The following is a 22,078-nucleotide window of genomic DNA, read 5'->3' on the forward strand; positions in this document are numbered from 1 at the left end:
TAAATTACCTGTACAAAGCATGGCAAGTACTAACATGCTTTGTTCAAAAAATATTAATACATAAATAAATTGAATAATAGAGATCCGACCACATGTTATTATGAGCTCAGATTAGAGTTGAGAATAACTAGATCTTCGACAACAATTTACTGCTTAAGTGCAATAAATTACACAATTATAATTAGATTTAAAAACCCTACTAAATGGCTTTAAGTATTTTAGACGATTTATTCTACTTAACGAAAGCCATTTATTCTGCCTTAAACTGAAGGAGATAACGATGATTTTTGAAGGCAAAAGCCTTTGCGCGAAATTACTGGAAAATGGCCTCGCAGAACTGGTGTTTGATGCACAAGGTTCTGTGAACAAGTTTGACCAGCAAACCGTAAATGAATTAGATCAAGCAACCCAAGCATTAGCTAAAAATAGTGATATTAAAGGTCTTCTAGTTCGTTCAGCCAAATCTACTTTTATCGTTGGTGCAGACATCACCGAATTTACTAGTTTATTTGATATGCCCCAAGAAAAAGTGCTTGATTGGGTAGCTAAAACTTCTCAAGTATTTGATCGATTTGAAGATTTACCTTTCCCTACAGTCGCAGCAATAAATGGTTTCGCACTAGGTGGCGGTTGTGAAATGACGTTAGCTTGTGACTTACGTGTTGCCGACACCACAGCCAGTATAGGTTTACCGGAAGTAAAATTAGGGTTAATGCCTGGTTTTGGTGGCACGGTTCGCCTGCCACGTCTGATAGGCTCAGATAACGCCCTTGAATGGATGACCACAGGTCGCGACAGAAAAGCAGCGAAAGCCTTAGCTGAGGGAGCTGTTGATAGCGTAGTGGCACCAGAGCATTTAATTGAAGCAGGTAAAAGTATTTTATTAGATGCGATTGCTGGCAAATTTGACTGGCAAGCACGACGAGCTCAAAAGAAAGCACCACTTACACTTGGTAAAAATGAAGCCCTAATGAGCTTCTCAACGGCTAAAGCCATGGTCGCCGCCCAAGCAGGGAAACATTATCCTGCACCTCATATGATGGTTGATACGGTAACTAAAGCCGCAGGCCTTGACCGCGAAGGTGCGTTGAAGCTTGAAAATGAAGGTTTCACTCAGTTAGCAAAATCTGATGAAGCAAAAGCACAAGTTGGAATTTTCCTTGCCGATCAGTTAGTAAAAAGTAAAGGCAAAAAACAAGCAAAAGCTTCTACTAAAGAAATTAAACGAACAGCGGTATTAGGTGCAGGTATCATGGGTGGCGGAATAGCTTACCAGTCTGCAGTTAAAGGCACGCCTGTGATCATGAAAGACATCGCCCAACCGGCATTGGATCTAGGCTTAAATGAAGCAGCCAAAATCTTAGGTAAAGGTATGCAACGTGGCAAAGTCGATGCTGCCAAGATGGCCTCAACCTTAAACAATATCGTGCCTACACTAGAATACTCAGCCATTAAAGACGTGGACTTGGTAATAGAAGCCGTTGTTGAGAATCCTAAGATCAAAGGCATTGTATTGAAAGAAACAGAGCAAGCAGTAGCAGACGATGCGATCATTTGTTCTAACACTTCAACAATTTCGATCAACCAATTAGCCAAGAGCTTAGACAAGCCTGAACGCTTTTGTGGCATGCATTTCTTTAATCCAGTGCACAAAATGCCATTGGTTGAGATCATTCGTGGCGAAAAAACCTCTGAAGAAACCATTAATACAGTTGTAGCTGCCACTCTAAAAATGGGTAAAACACCCATTGTGGTTAATGATTGTCCAGGATTTTTAGTCAATCGTGTTTTATTCCCGTACTTCGCAGGTTTCAGCAAAATTGTCCTCGATGGGGCTGATTTTGTTGCCGTTGATAAAGTAATGGAAAAAATCTTCGGTTGGCCAATGGGTCCAGCATATTTGTTGGACGTTGTTGGTATGGACACTGCTGACCACGCCTCAAGTGTGATGTCAGACGGTATACCTGAACGTATGCAGAAAATTGGCGATGATCCAGTCACTGTTATGTATAAAGCTGAGCGACTTGGGCAAAAGAACGGCAAAGGTTTCTATAACTTTGGCGTAGATAAACGTGGTCGCCCTAGTAAAACACCAGCACCAGAAGCCTATGAGTTAATCAAACCTATTTGTGCCGAAACAAAAGACTTCGACAAAGATGAGATCATTGCGCGCTTAATGATTCCAATGGCCAATGAAATGATTCGTTGTCTAGAAGAAGGCATAGTAGGCAGTGCAGCTGAGGCTGATATGGCACTACTTTACGGCTTGGGCTTCCCACCGTTTAGAGGTGGCGTGTTCCGCTACATTGAAACAATGGGATTGAGTAATTTTGTTGCCTTAGCGGATAAATACGCGCATTTAGGGCCGATTTACCAAATCACTGACGGCGTTCGCGAAATGGCCGCTTCTGGTAAATCTTACTTTCAACTTTCAGCCTAAACTGACCCAAGGAGACTTAACATGAAAGACGTTGTTGTTATTGATTGCATTCGTACCCCTATGGGTCGTTCTAAAGGCGGTATTTTCCGTAACGTAAGAGCAGAAACTTTATCTGCTCATTTGATGACGAAATTATTGGAGCGCAACCCTGGTGTTGACCCAAGTGAAATTGAAGACATCATTTGGGGATGCGTACAGCAAACCAAAGAACAAGGTTTTAACGTTGCTCGTAACGCGCAACTATTGACCCAAATACCACGCACAACGGCTGCTGTGACAGTAAACCGTTTATGTGGTTCATCGATGCAAGCTCTTCACGATGCCGCTAAAGGTATCATGACTGGCATGGGCGATGTGTACATGATTGGTGGTGTTGAACACATGGGTCATGTCCCCATGAACTTCAACCTAGATTTTCACCCTGGCTTAGCCAAATATACTGCCAAAGCATCTGGCAACATGGGTATGACAGCTGAATTACTAGGTAGACAAAACGGCATTACTCGTGAAATGCAAGATGCCTTTGGTGCTCGTTCGCATCAGTTAGCACATAAAGCGCACTTAGAAGGTCGCTGGAATGAAATTGTGGCAACTGAAGGCCATGACGCTAATGGAGTATTGAAACTCATTGAGGCTGATGAAGTGATTCGTCCAGATTCCACTATCGAAACTATGGCGGCACTTCGCCCGGTATTTGATCCCGTAAATGGAACCGTTACAGCTGGTACTTCATCAGCGATATCGGATGGGGCCTCTGCGATGTTACTTATGTCTGCCGAACGCGCTAAAGCCCTTGGTTTAACACCTAGAGCTAAAATTCGTTCGATGGCAGTAGCTGGCTGTGATGCAGCGATTATGGGCTTTGGTCCAGTTCCGGCAACCAAAAAAGCACTTCAGCGTGCCGGTATGACCATGGACGATATTGAATTGGCTGAATTTAATGAAGCCTTTGCAGCCCAAGCACTGTCATGTATTAAACAGTTGGGTTGGATCGATACTTACGAAGACAAAGTTAACCTTAATGGTGGTGCAATCGCACTAGGTCACCCTCTTGGTTGCTCCGGTTCACGTATTTCCACAACCTTGCTTAATCTAATGGAAGCTAACGACAAGTCTGTTGGTCTAGCCACTATGTGTATTGGCCTTGGTCAAGGTATAGCTACTGTGTTTGAACGGGTTTAACACCCTAATAAACAAACCTTAGTATTGATTAAAAAACACCTAATGGGTTAGGCCCATTAGGTGTTTTTTTATGTCACTTCAACCCTTTGGGTTGTTGGAATTGTACAAACTCAATTACTGAATCAAGTTTACTTGTTGATTAGCCGTATCAGTTTGTAATCCAAAATGCCCTAACATATAGGTATAACTTGCGTCTTCATTCCAAATACTGCTGCTATGAACGCCCCCCACAGAACAAACACCTGTGCTACACACTATCTGATCGATGTTGCTTTTTATGGAGTATACTTTAGCACCTAAAGGCGTACCGTAGAGGCTATCTAGAAACGGACTTTGCACCGACAACCCATAATATCCGCAAGTAGAATTCCAAACATTAAATGGATAAACGCCGCATGACCAAAGTCCACGCACAGCTCCTGCAATACCAACAAATGTATCTACACTGCTCGATACCGCTAATTTAGAAATCTGTTGAGCTGCTAATGTGACTCCCATGGAATGGCCAATAACATCAATTTTCCCCGTACAAGAACTTGCTATGGCATTGGTGATGGCTTGATTCACTGGTGTTTCTTCACTCCCAGAGTGATTATTACAAACTGCACAGGATTTTGATCCCCAATCTGGGCGAAATATTTCTGACGATGAATAACCAGCATCGAGCAACAGCTCATAGGTATTGTCCCAGCTATCCGGAGACGCAGTATTTCCATGCACTAGCACAACAGCATCTTTGCAACTGCTTGCAAATGTATTAAAAGTGGCAAACGACATTAACATTACGAACAAAGTAAAATGAATTTTCATAGTTAGAACTCGTGAGTTAGTAGAGCCTCTATTTTTAGTTAATGAAATGTTAATTGGCTATAGTACTTTAGTGCAGCGCGGAAAAAACATTTTAAAATATGAGGTCTCATATGTTGCAGCCAATGGGCACTTGACCGAGCTTTAAAGTGAGCTCTGCATCGGGAAATATCAATAAAGCCAAACATTTTGTAAAGCATGCTTGACCTCAGCATAAAAGACATCTACACTTTCCATAAAGTAAAGTGTAATTTACTATATATCAAATGAGGCATACATATGAATTCCATAAAAAACGACTCTCAAAATATTAAGCAAAGAGGGAAATCAGCGACAAAGCAACTTTTCGTTTGGACATCTTGTTGGGTATTAAGCTTGGCGTTAGTGGCATTTGGCCCCAAATTTTTTTGGGATTATGCAACTACTTTCACGCTTATTGCTATTTTCATCAACCTTGGATTTGGTTTCAAAATGATAATCGCAAATAAACAACATTTAATCTGTATGGATGAAATGCAACGGAAGATACAATTGGAAGCGATGGCAATCTCATTGGGTGTAAGTATGGTCTTTGGAGCCATGTACGGATTGTTAGAAGCAGTACGCCTAATATCTCACTCTCCTAACCCGTCTAATATTTTATTTGTCATGGGGATAAGTTACGGCATTGCAGTGGCCATTGGTTATAGGAGATACATGTGAAAAATCGTCTAAAAGTATTGCGGGCTGAGCGTGACTGGACGCAAGCTGATTTAGCCGATGCATTAGATGTATCTCGGCAGACTATAAACGCAATTGAGAAAGGTAAATTTGATCCCAGTTTACCTTTGGCGTTTAAAGCTGCGAGGCTTTTTAGTATGCCCATTGAAGAAATATTTGATGATGAATATTCAGATTAACGCTGCTAGGTGCTGCCAGTTAACTTAGGGTTTAATATAGGTAATTTAGCTGCACCTTTTAGATAAATGAAGCACTAAAAAGTTAGTGCTTACATACCTATAAAATACCTTTGATACCCAATTTTTGAAAAGAAACGATATTTTCCAAAGATGGAAAAGCACTTAGTCGTATTTATCCATGTATTTTAATTAAGCGACACCATGAGAATTGGAGCACCAATTTATAATTTTGGGACATGAACTTATAATTTTGGGACAAGCAAAGTATTAAAATTGGGACAAAAAATTGTAATTCTGGGACATTATTAGCGTTTGCCAATGCATAGTTACATCTTATATACAGTCCGTTTACCCTAGTGTAAAGAGTCGTAAAGAAAGCGATACTTAAACGGTCAAAATTCCACCGCATCATAATCTCTTCAAGCTTTTAAGCTGAGCTAATTGCGGTACACTTGCGGCAAATTCCAGAACCCCCATTGAGAAAAGGAAAACCATCAGCTATGCCATTCCCTACACACCGATTCTACGAAGATGTTTTGGCACTTTTCAGTGCAGGTATATTCGTATCCTTAGGCGTTGTATTTTTCGGAACTCAGGGAATTTTAACGGGTGGTAGTGCCGGAATCGCAATCATAGGAACACATTTTGTACCCTTTAGTTTTGGTGTTGTGTTCTTTGTCGTCAACATCCCTTTTTATTTTTTAGCATGGACAAAGCTCAGTAAACGTTTCACCGTCAATACCTTTATCTCGGTAACTTTGGTGTCGCTAATGACAGAATATATGGATCACTTTATTGTCATTTCTGATCTTAACCCAGTGTTTGCGGCAACTGTAGGCGGCATGCTCATCGGTATTGGCATGTTGATCATGTTTAGACATAAATCAAGCCTAGGTGGGCTGGGAATTTTAGCTCTTTATCTGCAAAATAAATTTAATCTTCGAGCGGGTCACATTGGTTTAGTGGCTGATTGTATTATTCTGTTGTCATCGCTGTTGATGTTTGAATTCAATATCGTTGTATTGTCAGTTTTAGGCGCAGTTACGTTAAATATTTTAATCGCAGTAAACCACATTCCAGGTCGATACACTGCGACTAAAAAGGTAAAGAAGAAACAACCCGAAGCGACTGCTCAGCAAGAACTCATGTTTGATGAGACAATACAGTCTTCAGGTAATTAGTTTTACTATTTAAACCGCAAACAATTGTTGTAAATCATTAAACGCCTTAAATTCTAAAGCATTGCCGCTAGGATCAAGAAAGAACATTGTAGCTTGTTCGCCAACTTGTCCGGCAAATCTCACGTATGGCTGAATAACGAAATCGGTATTGTGTTGTTGCATTCGCTCAGCTAATGCGTGCCAATCTTGCATACTCAACACCACGCCAAAGTGCGGTACAGGAACGGATTTATTATCCACTTCATTGGGTTTGGCTGCTGAGGGCATATTTTCAACCAAATGTGTAACCAACTGATGTCCAAAAAAATTCCAATCTATCCATTGTTCGCTTTGCCGTCCTTTCGAGCAACCAATAACCTCCCCATAAAAACGCTCAGCTTGTTGCAAATCGTCGACCGGAATAGCTAAATGAAAGGGACGGATATCACTGTCGTTCATTATAAAATCCTTTTCAAAATTGATAATTTGAATTTACTAAAAGGTGGGTAACGCAAACTAACATCAAATTTAAAACTACGCTCCATCACCGTTTTCAAATGGCTTAAACGGTCAAAGCCAGATTGACCATGATAACTTCCCATCCCACTATTACCGACACCGCCAAAAGGTAGGTCAGGATTGGTCATAAACATAAATCCATCGTTAACACAGACATTGCCAGCTGACGTCTGATGCAACACTTTTTGCGCATAATCATCGTTGTTTGTGTACACGTACAAAGCCAGAGGTTTAGATCGCTCGTTAACAAAAGGAATCGCTTGGTCAATTGAATCTAATGTGACTATAGGTAAGATTGGTCCAAATATTTCTTGTTGCATTAGCTCACTGTCTAACGGCGGATTAAGAACCAAAGTCGGCTCGAAGTAACCCGTTTGAATGTTTTGCTTGCCACCAAAAACCACATTTTGACCTTCTAAATAATTAGCTAAACGCTGAAAATGTCGTTGGTTGATAATTTTGCCATAATCTTTACTCGTTTCAGCTGCCGCCCCATAAAACGCCGTTATTTTTCTCTCAATCGCCACCAACAATTGGTCTGCTATGCTCTTATCAACCAGAACATAGTCAGGTGCCACGCAGGTTTGCCCGGCATTCATCCATTTACTCCAAACTATTCTCGCCGCAGTAACGTCAATATTCGCCGAATTATCGACAATGCAGGGACTTTTCCCTCCCAGTTCGAGTGTGACTGGCGTGAGGTGTTTAGCCGCAGCTGACATTACTATTTTCCCTACCGCTTCACCGCCGGTATAAAAAATGTGGTCAAATCGTTGGGCTAACAATTCTGTGGTTTCATCAACAGCCCCTTCCACCACCGCAAAGGCATTATTATCAAGGTATTCAGGAATGAGTTCAGCTAAGAGTTTAGACATGTTAGCGGCTAACTCTGAAGGTTTTAGAACGGCACAATTACCCGCTGCTATCGCTGCCACCAAAGGTGCAAGAAGCAATTGAAAGGGATAATTCCAAGCACCAATGATTAAAATAGTTCCAAGGGGTTCAGGCAAGATATAACTTTTCCCCGGTTGCGCCCCCAGTGGAGTAGATTTCTTTCGGGGTTTCATCCATTTTTTTAAGTGCTTAAGAGTATGTTGAATATCTCCTAGCACAAAGCCTAATTCAGATATCCATGCTTCTGTTTTACATTTCCCCAAATCTTGTTCTAGGGCTGCAAGTAAAACATCCTGTTTCTCATGGATTAATAACTCCAGTTGCTTGAGCTGCTCTACTCGCCACTGATACTCTTTACTGTAGCCACTGGCAAACACTTCACGTATTCCCAACACTAAGTCCTGAATATCGCTAGATTGCGCAGGTTTTCCAGTATCTTGACTGGCAGTATTCATAAGCACCTCATAAAATTTTCAAGTATCTATAACTACACATGTAGCTATAACCGAATTATGCAATGGTTATGATGAATTATTGTTAATAATTGCGCCATAAAAAAAGCCGCTTAAAAGCGGCTTTATGATAGCGAACAACAAGGTTTATGCAGAAAATGGATGACGTAAAATAATCGTCTCGTTTCTGTCAGGGCCTGTTGAAATAATATCTATTGGTACCCCAGTGATTTCCTCAATACGCTTAATGTATTTTTGCGCAGCGTCTGGTAAATCATCATAGTTGGTTACACCATAGGAGTTTTCGCTCCAACCTGGCATAGATTCATAAACAGGTGTGATCAATTCGTAATCATCTGCAGCCATAGGAGGCACGTCTTTTACTGAGCCATCAGCCTGTTTGTAACCAATACAAATCTTCAATTCTTCTAAACCATCAAGCACATCTAGTTTGGTTAAACAGAAACCTGTAATTGAGTTAATTTGAACAGCACGTTTCATGGCTACAGCGTCAAACCAACCCGTACGACGTTTACGACCTGTAGTCGCACCAAACTCGTGGCCTTTGATACCAAGATGTTGACCAACTTCACAATCTAATTCAGTTGGAAAAGGCCCTGAACCAACTCGAGTGGTGTAGGCTTTTACGATACCTAGTACATAATCTAGATTAAGAGGACCAAAACCAGAACCGGTTGCCACACCACCGACAGTGGTGTTCGATGAAGTCACATAAGGATAGGTACCGTGATCGATATCGAGTAAAGTTCCTTGTGCCCCTTCAAACATAATGGCATCACCACGCAATCTGGCTTTATCCAATACGTCAGTGACATCAACAACCATTGATTTTAATACGTCGGCTACCGCTAGGGCATCTTTTAATACGGTATCAAAATCCACAGGTTCAGCTTTATAATACTGAGTCAGTACAAAGTTGTGATATTCAAGAATTTCTTTCAGTTTAACAGCGAAGTCTTCAGCATTAAACAAATCTCCCACACGTAAGCCGCGACGAGAAACCTTGTCTTCATAAGCTGGACCTATACCACGACCAGTTGTGCCTATTGCTTTAGCTCCGCGCGCTTCTTCTCGAGCCATATCTACAGCTATATGGTAGGGAAGAATTAACGGGCAGGCTTCACTGATAACCAAACGCTCTTTTACCGGGATTCCTCGGTCTTCAAGCATTTTCATTTCTTTAAATAACGCTTCTGGACTCAACACCACACCATTACCTATGACACAGGTAATATTGTCGCGTAAAACACCGGAAGGAATTAAGTGAAGAACGGTTTTTTCGCCGTCGATTACGAGCGTATGACCTGCATTATGTCCACCTTGATAACGGACAACATAGGTCGCTTGATCTGTGAGTAAATCTACTACTTTACCTTTACCCTCGTCACCCCATTGGGTACCGAGCACTACAACATTTTTAGCCATTGAAGAAAAACTGTCAGGAAATTAGGCGTGGATTCTACCAAAATTTGTGTTGATAAATCATCCGTTTTTTCAATTTCTCTGGGGTTTATTGCTAACTTATCGTAATTTTTCAGTAAAAAGATGTTTGCAGCGTCTAAAAACAACAAATTTACACACTTTTCGCCATTTTATTTTTCAAGTAGGAAGAACAGGCTGACTACACCTATAGTCACCATCACACCACCAATAGTGCGAAGTTGTTCATTTGGTTGAGTGGCAATTTGATAGATATAACTTTTCCAACGTTTAGGAAACAACATAGGTCCAATACCCTCTATCACGAGGACTAGCGAAAAAGCGATAAGTATAGTGTTGCCCAAAGTCACTTCCCTATGAATTAGTTAATCTTTAAGAATTGACATTGCGCTGATAAAAAAGGGTCAAAGGTAAACAGTGTCAATAATTTGCGACGCCTAGTATGCCTTATATTGACTAAAATTAAACGACGTAATCATATTAAATTGGAATTAAAAAACATTTACTTATATTTATAAATCAATTGTTTGTCGCATATTTATGGACACCTTCAGGGTTAAATTTGTAACCGACGCCCCAAACAGTTTGCACAATTTGCGGGGAAGTAGCATCTTCTTCAATCTTAGCTCTAAGACGGTTTATATGAGAATTCACTGTGTGTTCATAACCACTGTGATGGTATCCCCAAACTGACTCAAGTAACTGACTGCGACTGAAAACCTGATTTGGGTGACTGGCCAAATGAAAAAGTAACTCAAATTCTGTAGCGGTGAGATCCAGGGCTGCATTATCAAACAGTACTAAGTGATTTTTTTGATTAATCACCAAACTACCTATGGTCAATGGTTTATCAGTTTCAGGTTCGATGTAACGACCGGCATCAGCTAGCAGTGCGACTTTTCTGAGCTGCGAACGCACCCTTGCTTGTAATTCCCTAACGCTGAAAGGTTTTGTCATGTAGTCATCGGCACCTAGCTCCAACCCTAATACACGATCAGTTTCTGAGTTTTTTGCCGTTAACATGATAATCGCTTGTTGAGGTTTCTTATCTCTGACCTGACGACAAATATCCAATCCACTTATCTGTGGCAGCATGACATCTAAAATCATTAACGAATAATCATCGTTAAGTGCACACTCTAAGGCAGCTTTACCATTATCAATATGCGTAGTTTCAATGCCTAATTCGGATAAATTAAGTCGAATCAAATTTGCAATATCGTTATCGTCTTCTACCAAGAGCACATTATCTGTCATTTTACACTACCTAAAAAATACAAAGTTAACTCTAGCATCTTGCAATTTACTAGAGCTCGATTGACTAGAGTTAACTGAGTGTAGCCCTATTATTCGATTCGAGTCACACTAATACTGATTACAGGGTTGTCGAATTTATGTTGAGAATCCAACACCGATGTGGCTAAGTTATCAGCTGAAGTAACCACTCCAGGATGCATTGCTACGTAATCAACATCGTCGCGCGCATCTTCAAAACCGACACCACCATCAGCAGGTCCAGGAATAGTCCCAGCAGCTTCAGAATTACCTTCAGTGCCCGCGTCATATGCAGCCATTGCGCCTTTCCAAGTATCTCCAACAGCTAATTGAGATAAATCCCAAGCATTAAGACCGGTAAAAGCATCATTTGTATTCACTAACATTGTCGCAACGGTTAGTTTAGCATCGGTGACGTCCTCTATATTCACTTCAAAGGTTTCACTAACACCAGGACCTACAGGTGCATCACCAGAGGCAGAAGCTAAAACCATGGGTAAACCAAGCAGGCTTGAGTTGTCGCCAGATTCAGCCATAGTTTCTAACTCAACTGACGCAGAATCACCAATCATCCAAAGGTTATCATCTGAGTGCAGTATTACAGCAATCGGTGATAGTGGCTGTCCATTGGTTAGATTAGTTACCGTAACTTGATAAGTCACATCCACGGCCACAGGCGGTAATGGGGTTTCAGGATCATCGTCATCATTACAGGCAACTAAACCAAGAGTAATAGAGGCAAGAATAGCCAAACGTAGCGGCTTGTTTTTAAATAATTGCAACATAACAGCCTCCTAGTTTACGGTTACAGTAACTTTGGCAACCGGGTTTAACCAACGATGAATGCTATTCACTATATCGCTTGTACCACCATCCGTTTCTGCATCCCCGATATTACCTCGGTGAACGTGAACGGTACTGTTCGACTCTTCACTCGTCACTCCAGAACCATTGCTGCCTAATAGCGGGTCAAGTGGAGGAGGCACAGGCATACTAGTACGCAATTCGTCATTTGCTTCTGTACCAGCATCATAAGCATTTAAGTAGAAAGTATAGGTTCCAGCTTCGCTAGGAATAGGCCAATTATCGAGTCCAACAAACCCATCATTGGATGGCAAAATCATTCCGGTAATAGATAATACTGTATTGGAATCATCAGTAGTAAGAGCTGTGCTTATAGATAATGATGGGGCGAGTAAACCACCAGCGGGGTCGGCTACCATATTGGCATTAACCGAAGTTCCGATACTCATTAGCCCGTCTAAACTTCCCATCTCAGCCATAGCTTCAATTTCAGCAGAAGCAGTTTCACCTAATTCAAACAGACTAGCTTCAGGCGTATGCGCAGCTACTAGTAAAGGAGTGAAATAGATACCTTGGGTAAGATTTTGGATTTCAACGGTAAGGTCAGCAGACCATGCAGGTTGCATAGCAACGGTCAGTAGGCTAGCGGTAAGCATTTTAGTACTTGTTTTCATAAATTTTCCTCGACAATAAGTTAGTTGACGAGAAGAATTCTGGACGGAAATTATCCCGAAAGTATCACGAAAGAATGACGAAACCTTCAAATCATCATCAAATGCGAGAAATTTCCAGTGAATTACGGTTTTTTACAAATAGCAGTTTTTATTCAAACCAGTTAGTTGGTTTATTTTGCAAACACCACTCAATCATATCTTCAACCGCTATCGGCCTACAAACATGGTAGCCCTGCACCCAATCACAGCCCCACTTTCTTAATAATTTAAGGGTTTCTTGGTTTTCGACTCCCTCGGCAATAACACCTAAGTTAAAGTTATGCGCCAATTCCAATATCGTTTGTACAATTTGTTGATCACTGCTTTGATCTGCCAAGTTTAAAACAAAGCTCTTATCAATTTTGAGTTCGGAAACCGGCAATTGTTTCAAATAGGCCAGTGAAGAATAACCAGTACCAAAATCGTCGATCGCTAATGAAAACCCGACTTCTCTGAATTTATTTAATTCTATTACTGCTTTTTGTGGATCGGCGACCAAATCACTTTCTGTGATTTCAAATGACAATTGGCTTGCTGCCACTTTATAGTGTTTTAAATGACGCTCGACAGCACCAAGTAAATTTGGATTAAGGATATCTTTAGCAGACAAATTAATGGCAATACAAATATCCAGCCCACTCTCAGACACCCGCTTTGCATCCATTATCGCCGTGCGAATCACGTAGTCGGTTACCTGTCCAATAAGGCCTGCTTGTTCTGCAATACCAATGAATTCATCGGGCGGCACAAATCCTAACGACTTGCTGTTCCAGCGAATCAATGCTTCGGCGTGGGTTACCTGACCTGTTTTTAAGTCTAATTTTGGTTGGTAAACCATGTTTAACTCAGATTTAGCCGACACCAGTGCATATTTTAGTTCTGATATTATGGCTAATCGTCGGGTATAACGTTTTTCAAAATCGTCTTGGTACTTAACGAGTAAGCTAGGAGATATACGCGCTTCATCCAATGAAATATTGAGTCGTTTAAACACACTTTCGGTATCGTCACAGTTTTCGGGACAACACAACATGCCCATTGCCAATTTAATATTCATCACAACTTCATCAATTATGATCGGCAATTCGATTTCTTTTTGGATATCTTTTAGTTTTTCCAGTGACAAAGGAGTTTCAGGGATCCACAAAAACTCCCCACCATTCAATCTTGCACTTTCGCCACCGAGTTGTTTAAAACGACTGGCAATGGTCTGTAGACAGTCGTCGCCACTTTGATAACCGAAAATATCGTTAACACCTCTAAAACCTATAATGTTGGCTCCAATAACTTGAAACTGTTGATTGGTCGCAAACTTTTTAGCTATCACATCTCTGATCTGGTACCTATTTTGTAAATCTGTCAGCAAGTCATGGCTGGCTTGATAACTGATTTGTTTTTGCCGTTCATGAATATTGGCTTGCATAGTTTGAAAGGAAGACGCCAACTCATCAATTTCAACGGTGTTAGCCTTTATATCAATGGGCTGTTCATAATTTCCGGCCGCGATTTTGTGTGCCACGAAAGACAACTTCCCCAAAGGCTTGGATAATTTTCGTGCCACCAGCGCACCAAGTATTAAAGCTAAAAGCACACTTAACAATGCAATAACGCTTACTTTGATTTGCAATTGATTGAATTCGCCAAACAATCGTTCAGAATCTTCTGACATCATGGCCCATATCTGACCGTTTTCTCGTTCCTTCAGCAAAAATGACTTAGATATGATTTGATGCTCTGGCATAAAAGACAATTTAAACCAAGAAATATCCTGGTTTTCAAACATTACACTAGCGTCAACAGCTTCTTTAGCTAAGGTGGAGGTGACAAACACTTGTTGTTGGTCACGATAGACTTTGATGGTGGCATCTAACTGGGTAATACTTTTCATCAAATCCAGTACACTTCTATCTATTTCAAAGCCCACCAGAGCGACAGCTGGTGCCCCAGGAACTCTTACCCGCAATAGTATTGCTTGATATAATTTATCATTTATCAGCAAAATTTCGCTAGCACCACCTTCATAAACAGCTTGTTCTATAAATTGCGGAAAAGGAAATTCATTGCCTACAATTAAACGCCCAGAGGTACTGTTGGTAACAGTGCCGTCAAGAGATATCAGGGCCATTAAATCTGCTGAAATACGCTTTGTATGATTACTCAGAACACTATCAATAGTTGGACTATCTTGACTACCTATAGCAGTTTTGAATCCATAATCAGAAGTGAGTACCTCAGCTGAACTAATCAACAGGTCCTCTCTGGCATCAAGTACTTGGGTAAATACTGATTCGGCGACTTTAAGATTATTTGCTAACTGCAACTTCGCTTGGTCAATCGTTGATATCCAAACGTTGGTCAGAATGGCGATCGCACACAGCAACACCAACCCACTTGATAACCTAAAAATATGTTGTTTTAACGATTTAACCGACATCAAATAACCACTTTTCCAAAGTTTCCAGCGCCAAATATACGCGAGGCTCCCTCGGTTTACTTAATAAATAAATAGCAACAATTGTGTTTTCAGCACTAACAGCAATTTCCAAAGCCATTCCTGCAGTGCATCATAGCGCAAAACTGAACGCCAACTGACGGGCAGTTTGCATTACGGATTAGTTCCAAGCAAATACTCTTCCCCAGGATTTACCACTAATCGCCCACTCATAGCTTCTCGGCCTAGCAACATCAAATAGGTCATCTCCGAACGGTCAGTAAGGCTAAGATGAATTTTCCAAGACGCACCGGCTATTTCTAAAAGCGTTTCAATTAAGTAACGACGTTCTCGTGTTGCAGTAGAGCTTTTTACTTTACGCACAGCCTCCACTTTGGCTTCCCGCCTAACAATGTCATTTACATCGTGTATGTCTGGATGAATGTTAAAACTCACCCAGGTTTCACCGTCTTTTTCAAACTCTTCAATATCATCAACATGCAAAGAAGAGGTTGTCGCGCCGGTATCCACTCGAATATTTAAATTCTGAATAGCTAATTCAGGTAAGTTACAAAGCTCTAAAGCACCAATTACTGGCATATTTTGGTATGTCTGCATATTTTAACGTTCCCGTTTAATAAACCATTGGGGCTTCATTCAATACTAAGTTGTCTTGTAGCAATTCAACATTTTCAGCGACTGTATCCGGCTTTTTAAAATAGGCAACGTGATACATGGCTTCACCTTCTTGGGCCAATGGAATATTTTGCTTACCGATAACAATGCCTTCAGCTGGGCACAGTAGCGTGCCTAATTCATTGCCAAAGGGATCGGCAATTCTGGCTAAAGGGTCGCCCTTTTCTACATGATCACCAAGCTGCGCAATATGCTGTACAAAGCCACTTTCATGGGCTCTTACCCAGCCACTTTGGCGAGCTATAAAAGGCTCAATATCATGTTCTTTTTTCGAGCTACTTTTATTCAACATGCCGATGTCGCGCATTATATTGATAATACCTTTGACGCCCGCACGAATAGAAAATTCATCGTATCTAAGTGCCTGACCAGCTTCGTATAATACCACTTTTACACCTAAGTCAGCGGCAGCTTGACGCAATGAGCCATCGCGGATATCAGCATTGAGCATGACTGGTAAACCAAATGCCTTACACATATTTAGCGTGTCTTCATCATCCAAATTAGCGCGAACTTGGGGTAAATTACTGCGATGGATTGCCCCTGTGTGCAAGTCTATCCCGACATCACACTTTGCCACTACTTCTTTCAAAAAAGTGTGCGCGATTCGGCCGGCCAGAGAGCCTTTTTTGCTACCGGGGAAACTACGGTTCAAGTCACGTCTATCGGGTAAATAACGGCTTTGATTCAAAACGCCATAAACATTCACCATAGGCACAGCAATTAAGGTGCCGCGTAAATTTTTTATTGAGCGATTGCGAATCAAGCGACCAACAATTTCAATCCCATTTAATTCGTCACCATGAATTGCGGCACTGACGAAAATAGTTGGTCCCGGTCGTCTTCCTCTTTGCACATATACGGGAATAGACATATTGGTATCGGTATAAAGAGGTGGCATTTCAATATGTACGTGCTTTTTCTCACCCGGTAGAATTTCAACGCCACCTATAATGAGTTGCTCCATTAGCCCTTACCTTTGGTTCTAGTGCTATTGGGCTTGGCATTGGTTTCGAGAAACTCAATGATCATGCCAGCAATATCTTTGTTGGTTGCCTTTTCAATTCCTTCGAGTCCTGGGGACGAGTTAACTTCCATCACAACAGGGCCATTGTTAGAACGCAACAAATCAACGCCACACATATTCAATCCCATGGTTTTAGCTGCATCTACCGCTGTTTTGCGTTCTTCGGGAGATAATCTGACTATTTTCGCGGTTCCACCACGATGCAGATTTGAACGAAACTCGCCATCGGCCGCCTGACGTTTCATGGCGGCTATCACTTTTCCACCCACCACTAAACAACGAATATCTGAACCGCCTGCCTCTTTAATAAACTCTTGGACTAAAATACTGGCGTTGAGTCCCATAAAAGCTTCGATAATCGATTCCGCTGCTTTTTGAGTTTCAGCTAGCACCACCCCAATACCTTGGGTTCCTTCTAGCAATTTAATGACCACTGGTGCGCCACCAACGTTTTTAATCAAATCGTCGATCCGGTCTGGATGATTAGCAAAACCTGTTCTTGGCATCCCAATACCCTTGCGAGATAACAATTGCAATGAGCGTAATTTATCTCTAGAACGACTAATCGCAACGGATTCGTTTATGGAAAACGTGCCCATCATTTCAAATTGTCTTACAACCGAAGTACCGTAAAAAGTAACAGACGCGCCAATTCGAGGAATAACCGCATCATACTTAGGTAAAGCACGACCTTTATAACGAACTGATGGTCGACTACTGGTGACATCCATATAACAATGCATGGTATCGACAATATCAACTGTATGTCCCCGCGATTCGCCGGCCTCCTTTAGTCTTTTGGTAGAATAAAGGTTAGGATTTCGCGATAATATAGCGATACGCATTGTAAAACTCCGTATAATAAACTGGGCCCTATAGTACTTAGCTTTAGCTAAACTACAAAGCACTTTTAATGGGCTGATGGCGTGATTTAAACACCCCTTTGACGAATTAAAAGAATAGTCTCTAGAAGGCATAAAAACATTCTAAATTTGAATGTCTATTTTTCCTCTTTGAAGGTGCAATAAATAAACGTTTTGTACTAATCCGCAGTGTCATGTAGCCTAGCAGTTATAATTTCGGTACGCCTGCAAACCATAAAACTGCATAAACCAAGGATAATTCATTCTCAACATGATCGAATTGATTTACCAACATCGTTTAATTTCCACTTTGGCGGTTGCCATTGTGTTGATTTCTCTCAAATACCTGTTAGTTAGCTTAGTGCGCTCTAGGGCCAAGAAAAAGCGTCAAGATAAACGCTATTTAGTAAGTAATATTAAAAACTTACTGAATTTCATTTTGATCGTATTACTACTCAGCTTTTGGATAAATGAAATTCAAAATTTTGCTCTTTCCATCGCTGCATTTGCTGTGGCAATTGTGATTGCAACGAGAGAATTTATTCAGTGTATTATTGGATTCTTTTACGTGATGTCTACGCGTCCGTTTAGGATTGGCGATTGGATTCAAGTTGACGGTTTCGCTGGTGAAGTATCAGCCATCGACTGGGTTAAAACCACTATGTTGGAAGTGGACATCGATCGTTATCAATACTCAGGTAAAACCTTGTTTGTACCGAACAATAGGTTGATTAGCAGCCCTATCAAAAACCTAAACTTCTTAAAGCGCTATGTTACTCATCACTTTACCATTACCCGTGATGAAGACATTAACCCTTACTTAATCATTGAAAATTTGCGAGAAAAAGCTCAGCAACAATGCGCAGATTTCTACGAAGTGGCAACCCGTTACAATCAAATAATTGAGCGAAGACTAGATGTTAAAATACCTGGGCCAGAACCTGTCATTGAAGTGTCCACCAACAATGTAGGTCACACTGAAATTCGCTGTACTATTTTTTGTCCCACAGAAAGAGCGATAGAAATCGAACAAAAGATCATGCAAGAGTTTATGGAATTATGGTTTATTGAATTTAATAAAATTCAACCTTCAAGCAGTTAATTGAAGAGCCTAAATTCGTCGCGATATGACGTTATAGGCAACAATCTGATTCAGTCAATACTGCACAGATTGTGCGATTAAAAAGTAATAGCTAATCCCTGCGGGGTAATATCAACATCTTTTGGAGCTATCTCACCAAAGCCCATTTTAAGTTGATTGAAGTCCACCAGCATAATCTCTGGTAAATTACGTCCAATAGTTTGTTTAATAGTTCGCACAGCATGCTCACTATCTTCGAGTTGATTTTCAATCATTTTGAAATCTTTGAGAATGGGTTTTTCGATTCTGAGGTGTCGATTTAACGGATCATAGTCAAACTGGCCCTCGATGGTGCCACGGGCAATAAACAATTTACCATCCTGTAAGCCTTTTATTGTGGTAGTGATATCGACGGTTTTGTCCAGTGCGTCTAATTTTACACTAGGATCATAAAACGTTGCTTCCACGCCCTGATATTCGCGAACAATGGGGAAACTCAGCAAAAGCACTGCATTTAGTTGTTTTTCTGAAATGGTAAAAACAAACGCGGAACTTTTGAACGAGGTTAGAAACATCATTAGTCCCAGTATCACAAGCAACCTTAATTTCACGACTTTTCCTTAAACCTATTTTATTCTGTTTGAGCACAGTAAAAGTTAATTTTGTTTGCTGTTTTAGGCGATTTTATTGCGCATTCCTAATCCACAATCAAATAGTCTCGTAAGACTGCATCTAAAGCCACAAAATATATTGTTATTATATGCCTAATAGAAGATGATCGCGCGACTATAATTAACCTATTGAACTCCACTATTTATCACCTAGGTAGATGTAGATAAGCAGAAAGCATGTTCGATTTAATGTCGACAAATATTTATTCTGCACAAGGTTGAAACAGCCTTCTCACAAATGGACGTTTGTATTGTGGGCACTATCACGTTGTAGCGAAGAAGCTGTAAAAGGAGAAATAAAGATGTCTAACCACAGTCAACTTGATTCATCACAAACGAGTCTCATTTGGTCACTATTTGTTGATGAAAAAGGGGTTAGTAGTGATGGGAAAACTGCCGATATATTCACGCCAGAGATCAGCGCTGGTTACAACTGGGTTCATCTCCAAGCTGACACCCTTGACGCATGGGATACCATGAAAGGGCTAGGCTTATCTGATGTGATATGTGACTCATTGTCTGCATTAGAAACTCGTCCAAGAGCGTTGTTACAAGACAATGGTATTTTGATTTATCTACGTGGCATAAATTACAACCCAGATTCCGAATTAGAAGACATGGTGTCACTGCGCATTTGGTTTAATGATCATCATGTTGTTACGGCTCGTCGCAGAGACCGCATATTATATTCAGTCCAAGATACCAAGAGTATGATTGAAAGTGGCGACGCGCCAACCGATACTGCTGACTTTATTTTATTGCTCATAGGTAAAATCGCCAGTCGAATTAGTGAGGTCGTTGAAGCGCTAGACGAAGAGCTGTCAGCATTTGAAGCGGAAGGTGGACTCGAAAGTTCTGACCGTTATGCACTGAGCATGGTGCGCAGAAAATCAGCGGCCGTCAGACGTTATCTAGCGCCACAACGTGACGCATTAGACAACTTATACAGAATGGCTAAATTCTTTAGTCAAGAGCAAGCCTATGAACTAAGAGATTTGACCGATCGCATGACTCGCTATGTTGAGGATCTCGATTTAGCTAAAGAACGTTCAATGGTACTGCAAGATGAGCTTCGTAACCGCATCGCTGAGCAGCAAGGAATGCGTATGTATGTTTTATCCCTAGTGACTGCGATTTTTCTTCCGCTGTCATTTTTAACTGGGATATTTGGTATGAATGTAGCGGGGTTACCAGGTACTGAGAATCCAGAAGCGTTTAATTATTTAGCGTCGTCAATGGTGATAGTCGCAATAATTATGTTGGCAGCCATGCTGTGGAAAAAATGGTTATAAATTAAGGTGAAGTAAAATGGCAGATCAAATTTCCGATTTAATCCACGAAGCCGTCAATCTCGATGATGAATCCGATAGCGAGATAATACATAGTAAAATAGCAGTTCAAGATGAGGCTGATATAGCACTGCTATTGGAGTCTCTGCCGCTGGAGCAACGCATTAGCGCGTGGCATGCTTTGCCCCGACATAAGCAACTCGATGTATTGGTAGAAATGCGTGGCGATCCAAGGGAAACCTTACTCGCGGCCACTCCTGATGAAGAATTAGAAGCACTATTCACCGACGTTGATGCTGAATCCCTACTAGAGCTATCAGATTCTTTGCATAGCCGATTATTGGATCTCGCATTAGAGGCGATGGATAAGAAGCAAAGACAATTATACGAAGGTGCAAATCAATATTCAGAAGAGCAAATAGGCCATTGGCGCAACCCAGAAAACTTGATTTTACCCTTGTCTGCAAAGGTCAGCGATGCGAAACGATTTTTACGCAGAGAAATTCCTGATTATGCAGATTGTATTTATTTGGTAAACAGAGCCGGGCAATATTCTGAAGCGGTGAAGCTTTTCAAAATTTACTCGACTCCAGAGCACACTCCCCTGGCAGATATAGCCGAGGATGATATTACCATTGTTAAAGCCAGTGATGATTGTAATAGCGCCGCACTTAGCGTTCAACGTTCGGGTTTTACCAGCCTGCCATTGGTAGATGAAAACTTTAAGTTTCTAGGGCGGGTCGATATTGGTTCAGCATGTGAATTATTAAATGAATCATATGAGCGCCAATTAATGGCCGGCGCAGGTATGGATGAAGATGAGGATCTTTTTTCTTCGGTTAAAAAGAGCGCTAAAAATCGGGCATTGTGGCTAGGCATTAATTTACTTACGGCCTTCTTGGCGTCATGGTTTATTGGTTTATTTGAAGCCACTTTGCAACAAGTAGTGGCACTTGCGGTCTTAATGCCAGTAGTAGCAAGTATGGGTGGAATCGCAGGTAGTCAAACTTTAACTTTGATTATTCGTGGATTAGCACTTAAGCAAGTAAATGCTGCAAACCTGAAGGCGTTGTTGATCAAAGAACTAAAAGTCGGCGGCTTAAATGGGGTTATTTGGGCAATAGTCATTGCCACTGTCGCGTCATATTGGTTTGGTAGTGGAATGTTAGGGCTGGTAATAGGTTGTGCAATTTTAGTCAATATATGTGCCGCTGCTCTGGCTGGCGTAGGGGTTCCTGTGCTGTTAGATAAGCTAAAGTTAGATCCTGCATTGTCTGGCTCAGTGATTTTGACCACTGTCACTGACATTGTCGGATTTGTGTCTTTTCTTGGTTTAGGAGCACTCTTCTTACTCTAATCACGCACTATCTAATTAAGTTGTCATGGTTTTTGCTTAATCATAATTTTTGCAGTG

Annotated in this window: 22 protein-coding genes; 8 read left to right on the forward strand and 14 right to left on the reverse strand. The window is 41.1% G+C overall.

Annotation, left to right across the window (positions count from 1 at the left end; all coding sequences use genetic code 11):
• Positions 1-280: 280 nt before the first annotated feature.
• Both fadB and fadA read left to right on the forward strand, forming a co-directional pair.
• The gene (gene fadB, locus KO530_RS14060; RefSeq protein ID WP_216049070.1) at positions 281-2,440 is read left to right on the forward strand and encodes a fatty acid oxidation complex subunit alpha FadB; all 2,160 of its coding nucleotides are present in this window, start codon (positions 281-283) and stop codon (positions 2,438-2,440) included.
• Positions 2,441-2,461: 21 nt separating this feature from the next.
• On the forward strand, positions 2,462-3,622 hold the full coding sequence (gene fadA, locus KO530_RS14065; RefSeq protein ID WP_216049071.1) for an acetyl-CoA C-acyltransferase FadA: 1,161 nt from the start codon (positions 2,462-2,464) through the stop codon (positions 3,620-3,622).
• A gap of 114 nt (positions 3,623-3,736) precedes the next feature.
• Here the strand turns inward: fadA and KO530_RS14070 are convergent, their stop codons facing one another.
• Positions 3,737-4,432, reverse strand: a complete 696-nt coding sequence (locus tag KO530_RS14070) for an esterase/lipase family protein (protein ID WP_216049072.1) — start codon at positions 4,430-4,432, stop codon at positions 3,737-3,739.
• A 276-nt stretch (positions 4,433-4,708) separates the two neighbouring features.
• Between KO530_RS14070 and KO530_RS14075 the strand changes: the two genes are divergently transcribed.
• The 3 genes from KO530_RS14075 (at position 4,709) to KO530_RS14085 (ending at position 6,509) form a co-directional block, all read left to right on the forward strand.
• The gene (locus tag KO530_RS14075; protein WP_216049073.1) at positions 4,709-5,131 is read left to right on the forward strand and encodes a DUF2178 domain-containing protein; all 423 of its coding nucleotides are present in this window, start codon (positions 4,709-4,711) and stop codon (positions 5,129-5,131) included.
• Positions 5,128-5,328 (forward strand): helix-turn-helix transcriptional regulator, encoded by a 201-nt coding sequence (locus tag KO530_RS14080; protein WP_216049074.1) that lies wholly within the window; start codon positions 5,128-5,130, stop codon positions 5,326-5,328. Before KO530_RS14075 ends, KO530_RS14080 begins: the two co-directional genes overlap by 4 nt.
• 500 nt (positions 5,329-5,828) lie before the next feature.
• On the forward strand, positions 5,829-6,509 hold the full coding sequence (locus KO530_RS14085) for a YitT family protein (RefSeq protein WP_216049075.1): 681 nt from the start codon (positions 5,829-5,831) through the stop codon (positions 6,507-6,509).
• 9 nt (positions 6,510-6,518) lie between these two features.
• On the opposite strand, the gene KO530_RS14090 is transcribed toward KO530_RS14085, so the two are convergent.
• The 12 genes from KO530_RS14090 to rimK form a co-directional block, all read right to left on the reverse strand.
• Positions 6,519-6,947 (reverse strand): VOC family protein, encoded by a 429-nt coding sequence (locus tag KO530_RS14090; RefSeq protein ID WP_216049076.1) that lies wholly within the window; start codon positions 6,945-6,947, stop codon positions 6,519-6,521.
• Entirely contained in the window at positions 6,947-8,356 is a 1,410-nt protein-coding gene (locus tag KO530_RS14095; RefSeq protein ID WP_216049077.1) for an aldehyde dehydrogenase family protein, read from the reverse strand. Before KO530_RS14095 ends, KO530_RS14090 begins: the two co-directional genes overlap by 1 nt.
• 144 nt (positions 8,357-8,500) lie before the next feature.
• The gene (locus KO530_RS14100) at positions 8,501-9,799 is read right to left on the reverse strand and encodes an adenylosuccinate synthase (protein WP_216049078.1); all 1,299 of its coding nucleotides are present in this window, start codon (positions 9,797-9,799) and stop codon (positions 8,501-8,503) included.
• 167 nt (positions 9,800-9,966) lie between these two features.
• On the reverse strand, positions 9,967-10,158 hold the full coding sequence (locus tag KO530_RS14105) for a DUF2065 domain-containing protein (protein WP_216049079.1): 192 nt from the start codon (positions 10,156-10,158) through the stop codon (positions 9,967-9,969).
• A 175-nt stretch (positions 10,159-10,333) separates the two neighbouring features.
• Positions 10,334-11,071, reverse strand: coding sequence for a response regulator transcription factor (locus KO530_RS14110; RefSeq protein ID WP_216049080.1), 738 nt, complete (start codon positions 11,069-11,071; stop codon positions 10,334-10,336).
• An 89-nt stretch (positions 11,072-11,160) separates the two neighbouring features.
• Positions 11,161-11,874 carry a spondin domain-containing protein gene (locus tag KO530_RS14115; RefSeq protein WP_216049081.1) on the reverse strand — a complete coding sequence of 238 codons (714 nt, stop codon included), beginning with the start codon at positions 11,872-11,874 and terminating at the stop codon, positions 11,161-11,163.
• A 9-nt stretch (positions 11,875-11,883) separates the two neighbouring features.
• Entirely contained in the window at positions 11,884-12,567 is a 684-nt protein-coding gene (locus KO530_RS14120) for a spondin domain-containing protein (RefSeq protein WP_216049082.1), read from the reverse strand.
• Positions 12,568-12,715: 148 nt separating this feature from the next.
• A complete protein-coding gene (locus KO530_RS14125; protein ID WP_216049083.1) occupies positions 12,716-15,040 on the reverse strand; it encodes a bifunctional diguanylate cyclase/phosphodiesterase in 2,325 nt (774 codons plus the stop codon).
• Positions 15,030-15,152 (reverse strand): hypothetical protein, encoded by a 123-nt coding sequence (locus KO530_RS22150; RefSeq protein WP_289847896.1) that lies wholly within the window; start codon positions 15,150-15,152, stop codon positions 15,030-15,032. The genes KO530_RS14125 and KO530_RS22150 overlap by 11 nt, the downstream gene beginning before the upstream one ends.
• A gap of 59 nt (positions 15,153-15,211) precedes the next feature.
• Positions 15,212-15,655, reverse strand: coding sequence for an ATP-dependent zinc protease family protein (locus KO530_RS14130; RefSeq protein ID WP_216049084.1), 444 nt, complete (start codon positions 15,653-15,655; stop codon positions 15,212-15,214).
• Between the two features lie 16 nt (positions 15,656-15,671).
• Positions 15,672-16,700, reverse strand: a complete 1,029-nt coding sequence (locus tag KO530_RS14135; RefSeq protein WP_216049085.1) for a succinylglutamate desuccinylase/aspartoacylase family protein — start codon at positions 16,698-16,700, stop codon at positions 15,672-15,674.
• Positions 16,700-17,605, reverse strand: a complete 906-nt coding sequence (gene rimK / locus KO530_RS14140) for a 30S ribosomal protein S6--L-glutamate ligase (RefSeq protein ID WP_216049086.1) — start codon at positions 17,603-17,605, stop codon at positions 16,700-16,702. Before rimK ends, KO530_RS14135 begins: the two co-directional genes overlap by 1 nt.
• A 289-nt stretch (positions 17,606-17,894) precedes the next feature.
• Between rimK and KO530_RS14145 the strand changes: the two genes are divergently transcribed.
• Positions 17,895-18,725 carry a mechanosensitive ion channel family protein gene (locus tag KO530_RS14145; RefSeq protein ID WP_216049087.1) on the forward strand — a complete coding sequence of 277 codons (831 nt, stop codon included), beginning with the start codon at positions 17,895-17,897 and terminating at the stop codon, positions 18,723-18,725.
• 77 nt (positions 18,726-18,802) lie between these two features.
• Here KO530_RS14145 and KO530_RS14150 read toward each other — a convergent pair whose 3' ends face one another.
• Entirely contained in the window at positions 18,803-19,315 is a 513-nt protein-coding gene (locus tag KO530_RS14150; protein WP_216049088.1) for a hypothetical protein, read from the reverse strand.
• A gap of 362 nt (positions 19,316-19,677) precedes the next feature.
• On the opposite strand from KO530_RS14150, the gene KO530_RS14155 reads away from it, so the two are divergent.
• Both KO530_RS14155 and KO530_RS14160 read left to right on the forward strand, forming a co-directional pair.
• A complete protein-coding gene (locus KO530_RS14155; RefSeq protein WP_216049089.1) occupies positions 19,678-20,667 on the forward strand; it encodes a zinc transporter ZntB in 990 nt (329 codons plus the stop codon).
• Between the two features lie 16 nt (positions 20,668-20,683).
• Positions 20,684-22,021, forward strand: coding sequence for a magnesium transporter (locus tag KO530_RS14160; RefSeq protein ID WP_216049090.1), 1,338 nt, complete (start codon positions 20,684-20,686; stop codon positions 22,019-22,021).
• Positions 22,022-22,078: the final 57 nt, after the last annotated feature.

The organism is Aliiglaciecola lipolytica (assembly GCF_018860635.1).
Lineage (GTDB): Bacteria > Pseudomonadota > Gammaproteobacteria > Enterobacterales > Alteromonadaceae > Aliiglaciecola > Aliiglaciecola lipolytica_A.

Excerpts from the sequence above, each read along its gene's own strand:
- KO530_RS14125 (WP_216049083.1), bottom strand. The coding sequence starts at position 15,040 with ATGTCGGTTAAATCGTTAAAACAACATATTTTTAGGTTATCAAGTGGG.
- KO530_RS14145 (WP_216049087.1), top strand. The coding sequence starts at position 17,895 with ATGATCGAATTGATTTACCAACATCGTTTAATTTCCACTTTGGCGGTT.
- KO530_RS14155 (WP_216049089.1), top strand. The coding sequence starts at position 19,678 with ATGTCTAACCACAGTCAACTTGATTCATCACAAACGAGTCTCATTTGG.
- KO530_RS14090 (WP_216049076.1), bottom strand. The coding sequence starts at position 6,947 with ATGAACGACAGTGATATCCGTCCCTTTCATTTAGCTATTCCGGTCGAC.
- KO530_RS14115 (WP_216049081.1), bottom strand. The coding sequence starts at position 11,874 with ATGTTGCAATTATTTAAAAACAAGCCGCTACGTTTGGCTATTCTTGCC.
- KO530_RS14110 (WP_216049080.1), bottom strand. The coding sequence starts at position 11,071 with ATGACAGATAATGTGCTCTTGGTAGAAGACGATAACGATATTGCAAAT.
- KO530_RS14085 (WP_216049075.1), top strand. The coding sequence starts at position 5,829 with ATGCCATTCCCTACACACCGATTCTACGAAGATGTTTTGGCACTTTTC.
- rimK (WP_216049086.1), bottom strand. The coding sequence starts at position 17,605 with ATGCGTATCGCTATATTATCGCGAAATCCTAACCTTTATTCTACCAAA.
- KO530_RS14130 (WP_216049084.1), bottom strand. The coding sequence starts at position 15,655 with ATGCAGACATACCAAAATATGCCAGTAATTGGTGCTTTAGAGCTTTGT.
- fadB (WP_216049070.1), top strand. The coding sequence starts at position 281 with ATGATTTTTGAAGGCAAAAGCCTTTGCGCGAAATTACTGGAAAATGGC.
- KO530_RS14075 (WP_216049073.1), top strand. The coding sequence starts at position 4,709 with ATGAATTCCATAAAAAACGACTCTCAAAATATTAAGCAAAGAGGGAAA.
- KO530_RS14135 (WP_216049085.1), bottom strand. The coding sequence starts at position 16,700 with ATGGAGCAACTCATTATAGGTGGCGTTGAAATTCTACCGGGTGAGAAA.
- KO530_RS14160 (WP_216049090.1), top strand. The coding sequence starts at position 20,684 with ATGGCAGATCAAATTTCCGATTTAATCCACGAAGCCGTCAATCTCGAT.
- KO530_RS14070 (WP_216049072.1), bottom strand. The coding sequence starts at position 4,432 with ATGAAAATTCATTTTACTTTGTTCGTAATGTTAATGTCGTTTGCCACT.
- KO530_RS14100 (WP_216049078.1), bottom strand. The coding sequence starts at position 9,799 with ATGGCTAAAAATGTTGTAGTGCTCGGTACCCAATGGGGTGACGAGGGT.
- KO530_RS14120 (WP_216049082.1), bottom strand. The coding sequence starts at position 12,567 with ATGAAAACAAGTACTAAAATGCTTACCGCTAGCCTACTGACCGTTGCT.
- KO530_RS14095 (WP_216049077.1), bottom strand. The coding sequence starts at position 8,356 with ATGAATACTGCCAGTCAAGATACTGGAAAACCTGCGCAATCTAGCGAT.
- fadA (WP_216049071.1), top strand. The coding sequence starts at position 2,462 with ATGAAAGACGTTGTTGTTATTGATTGCATTCGTACCCCTATGGGTCGT.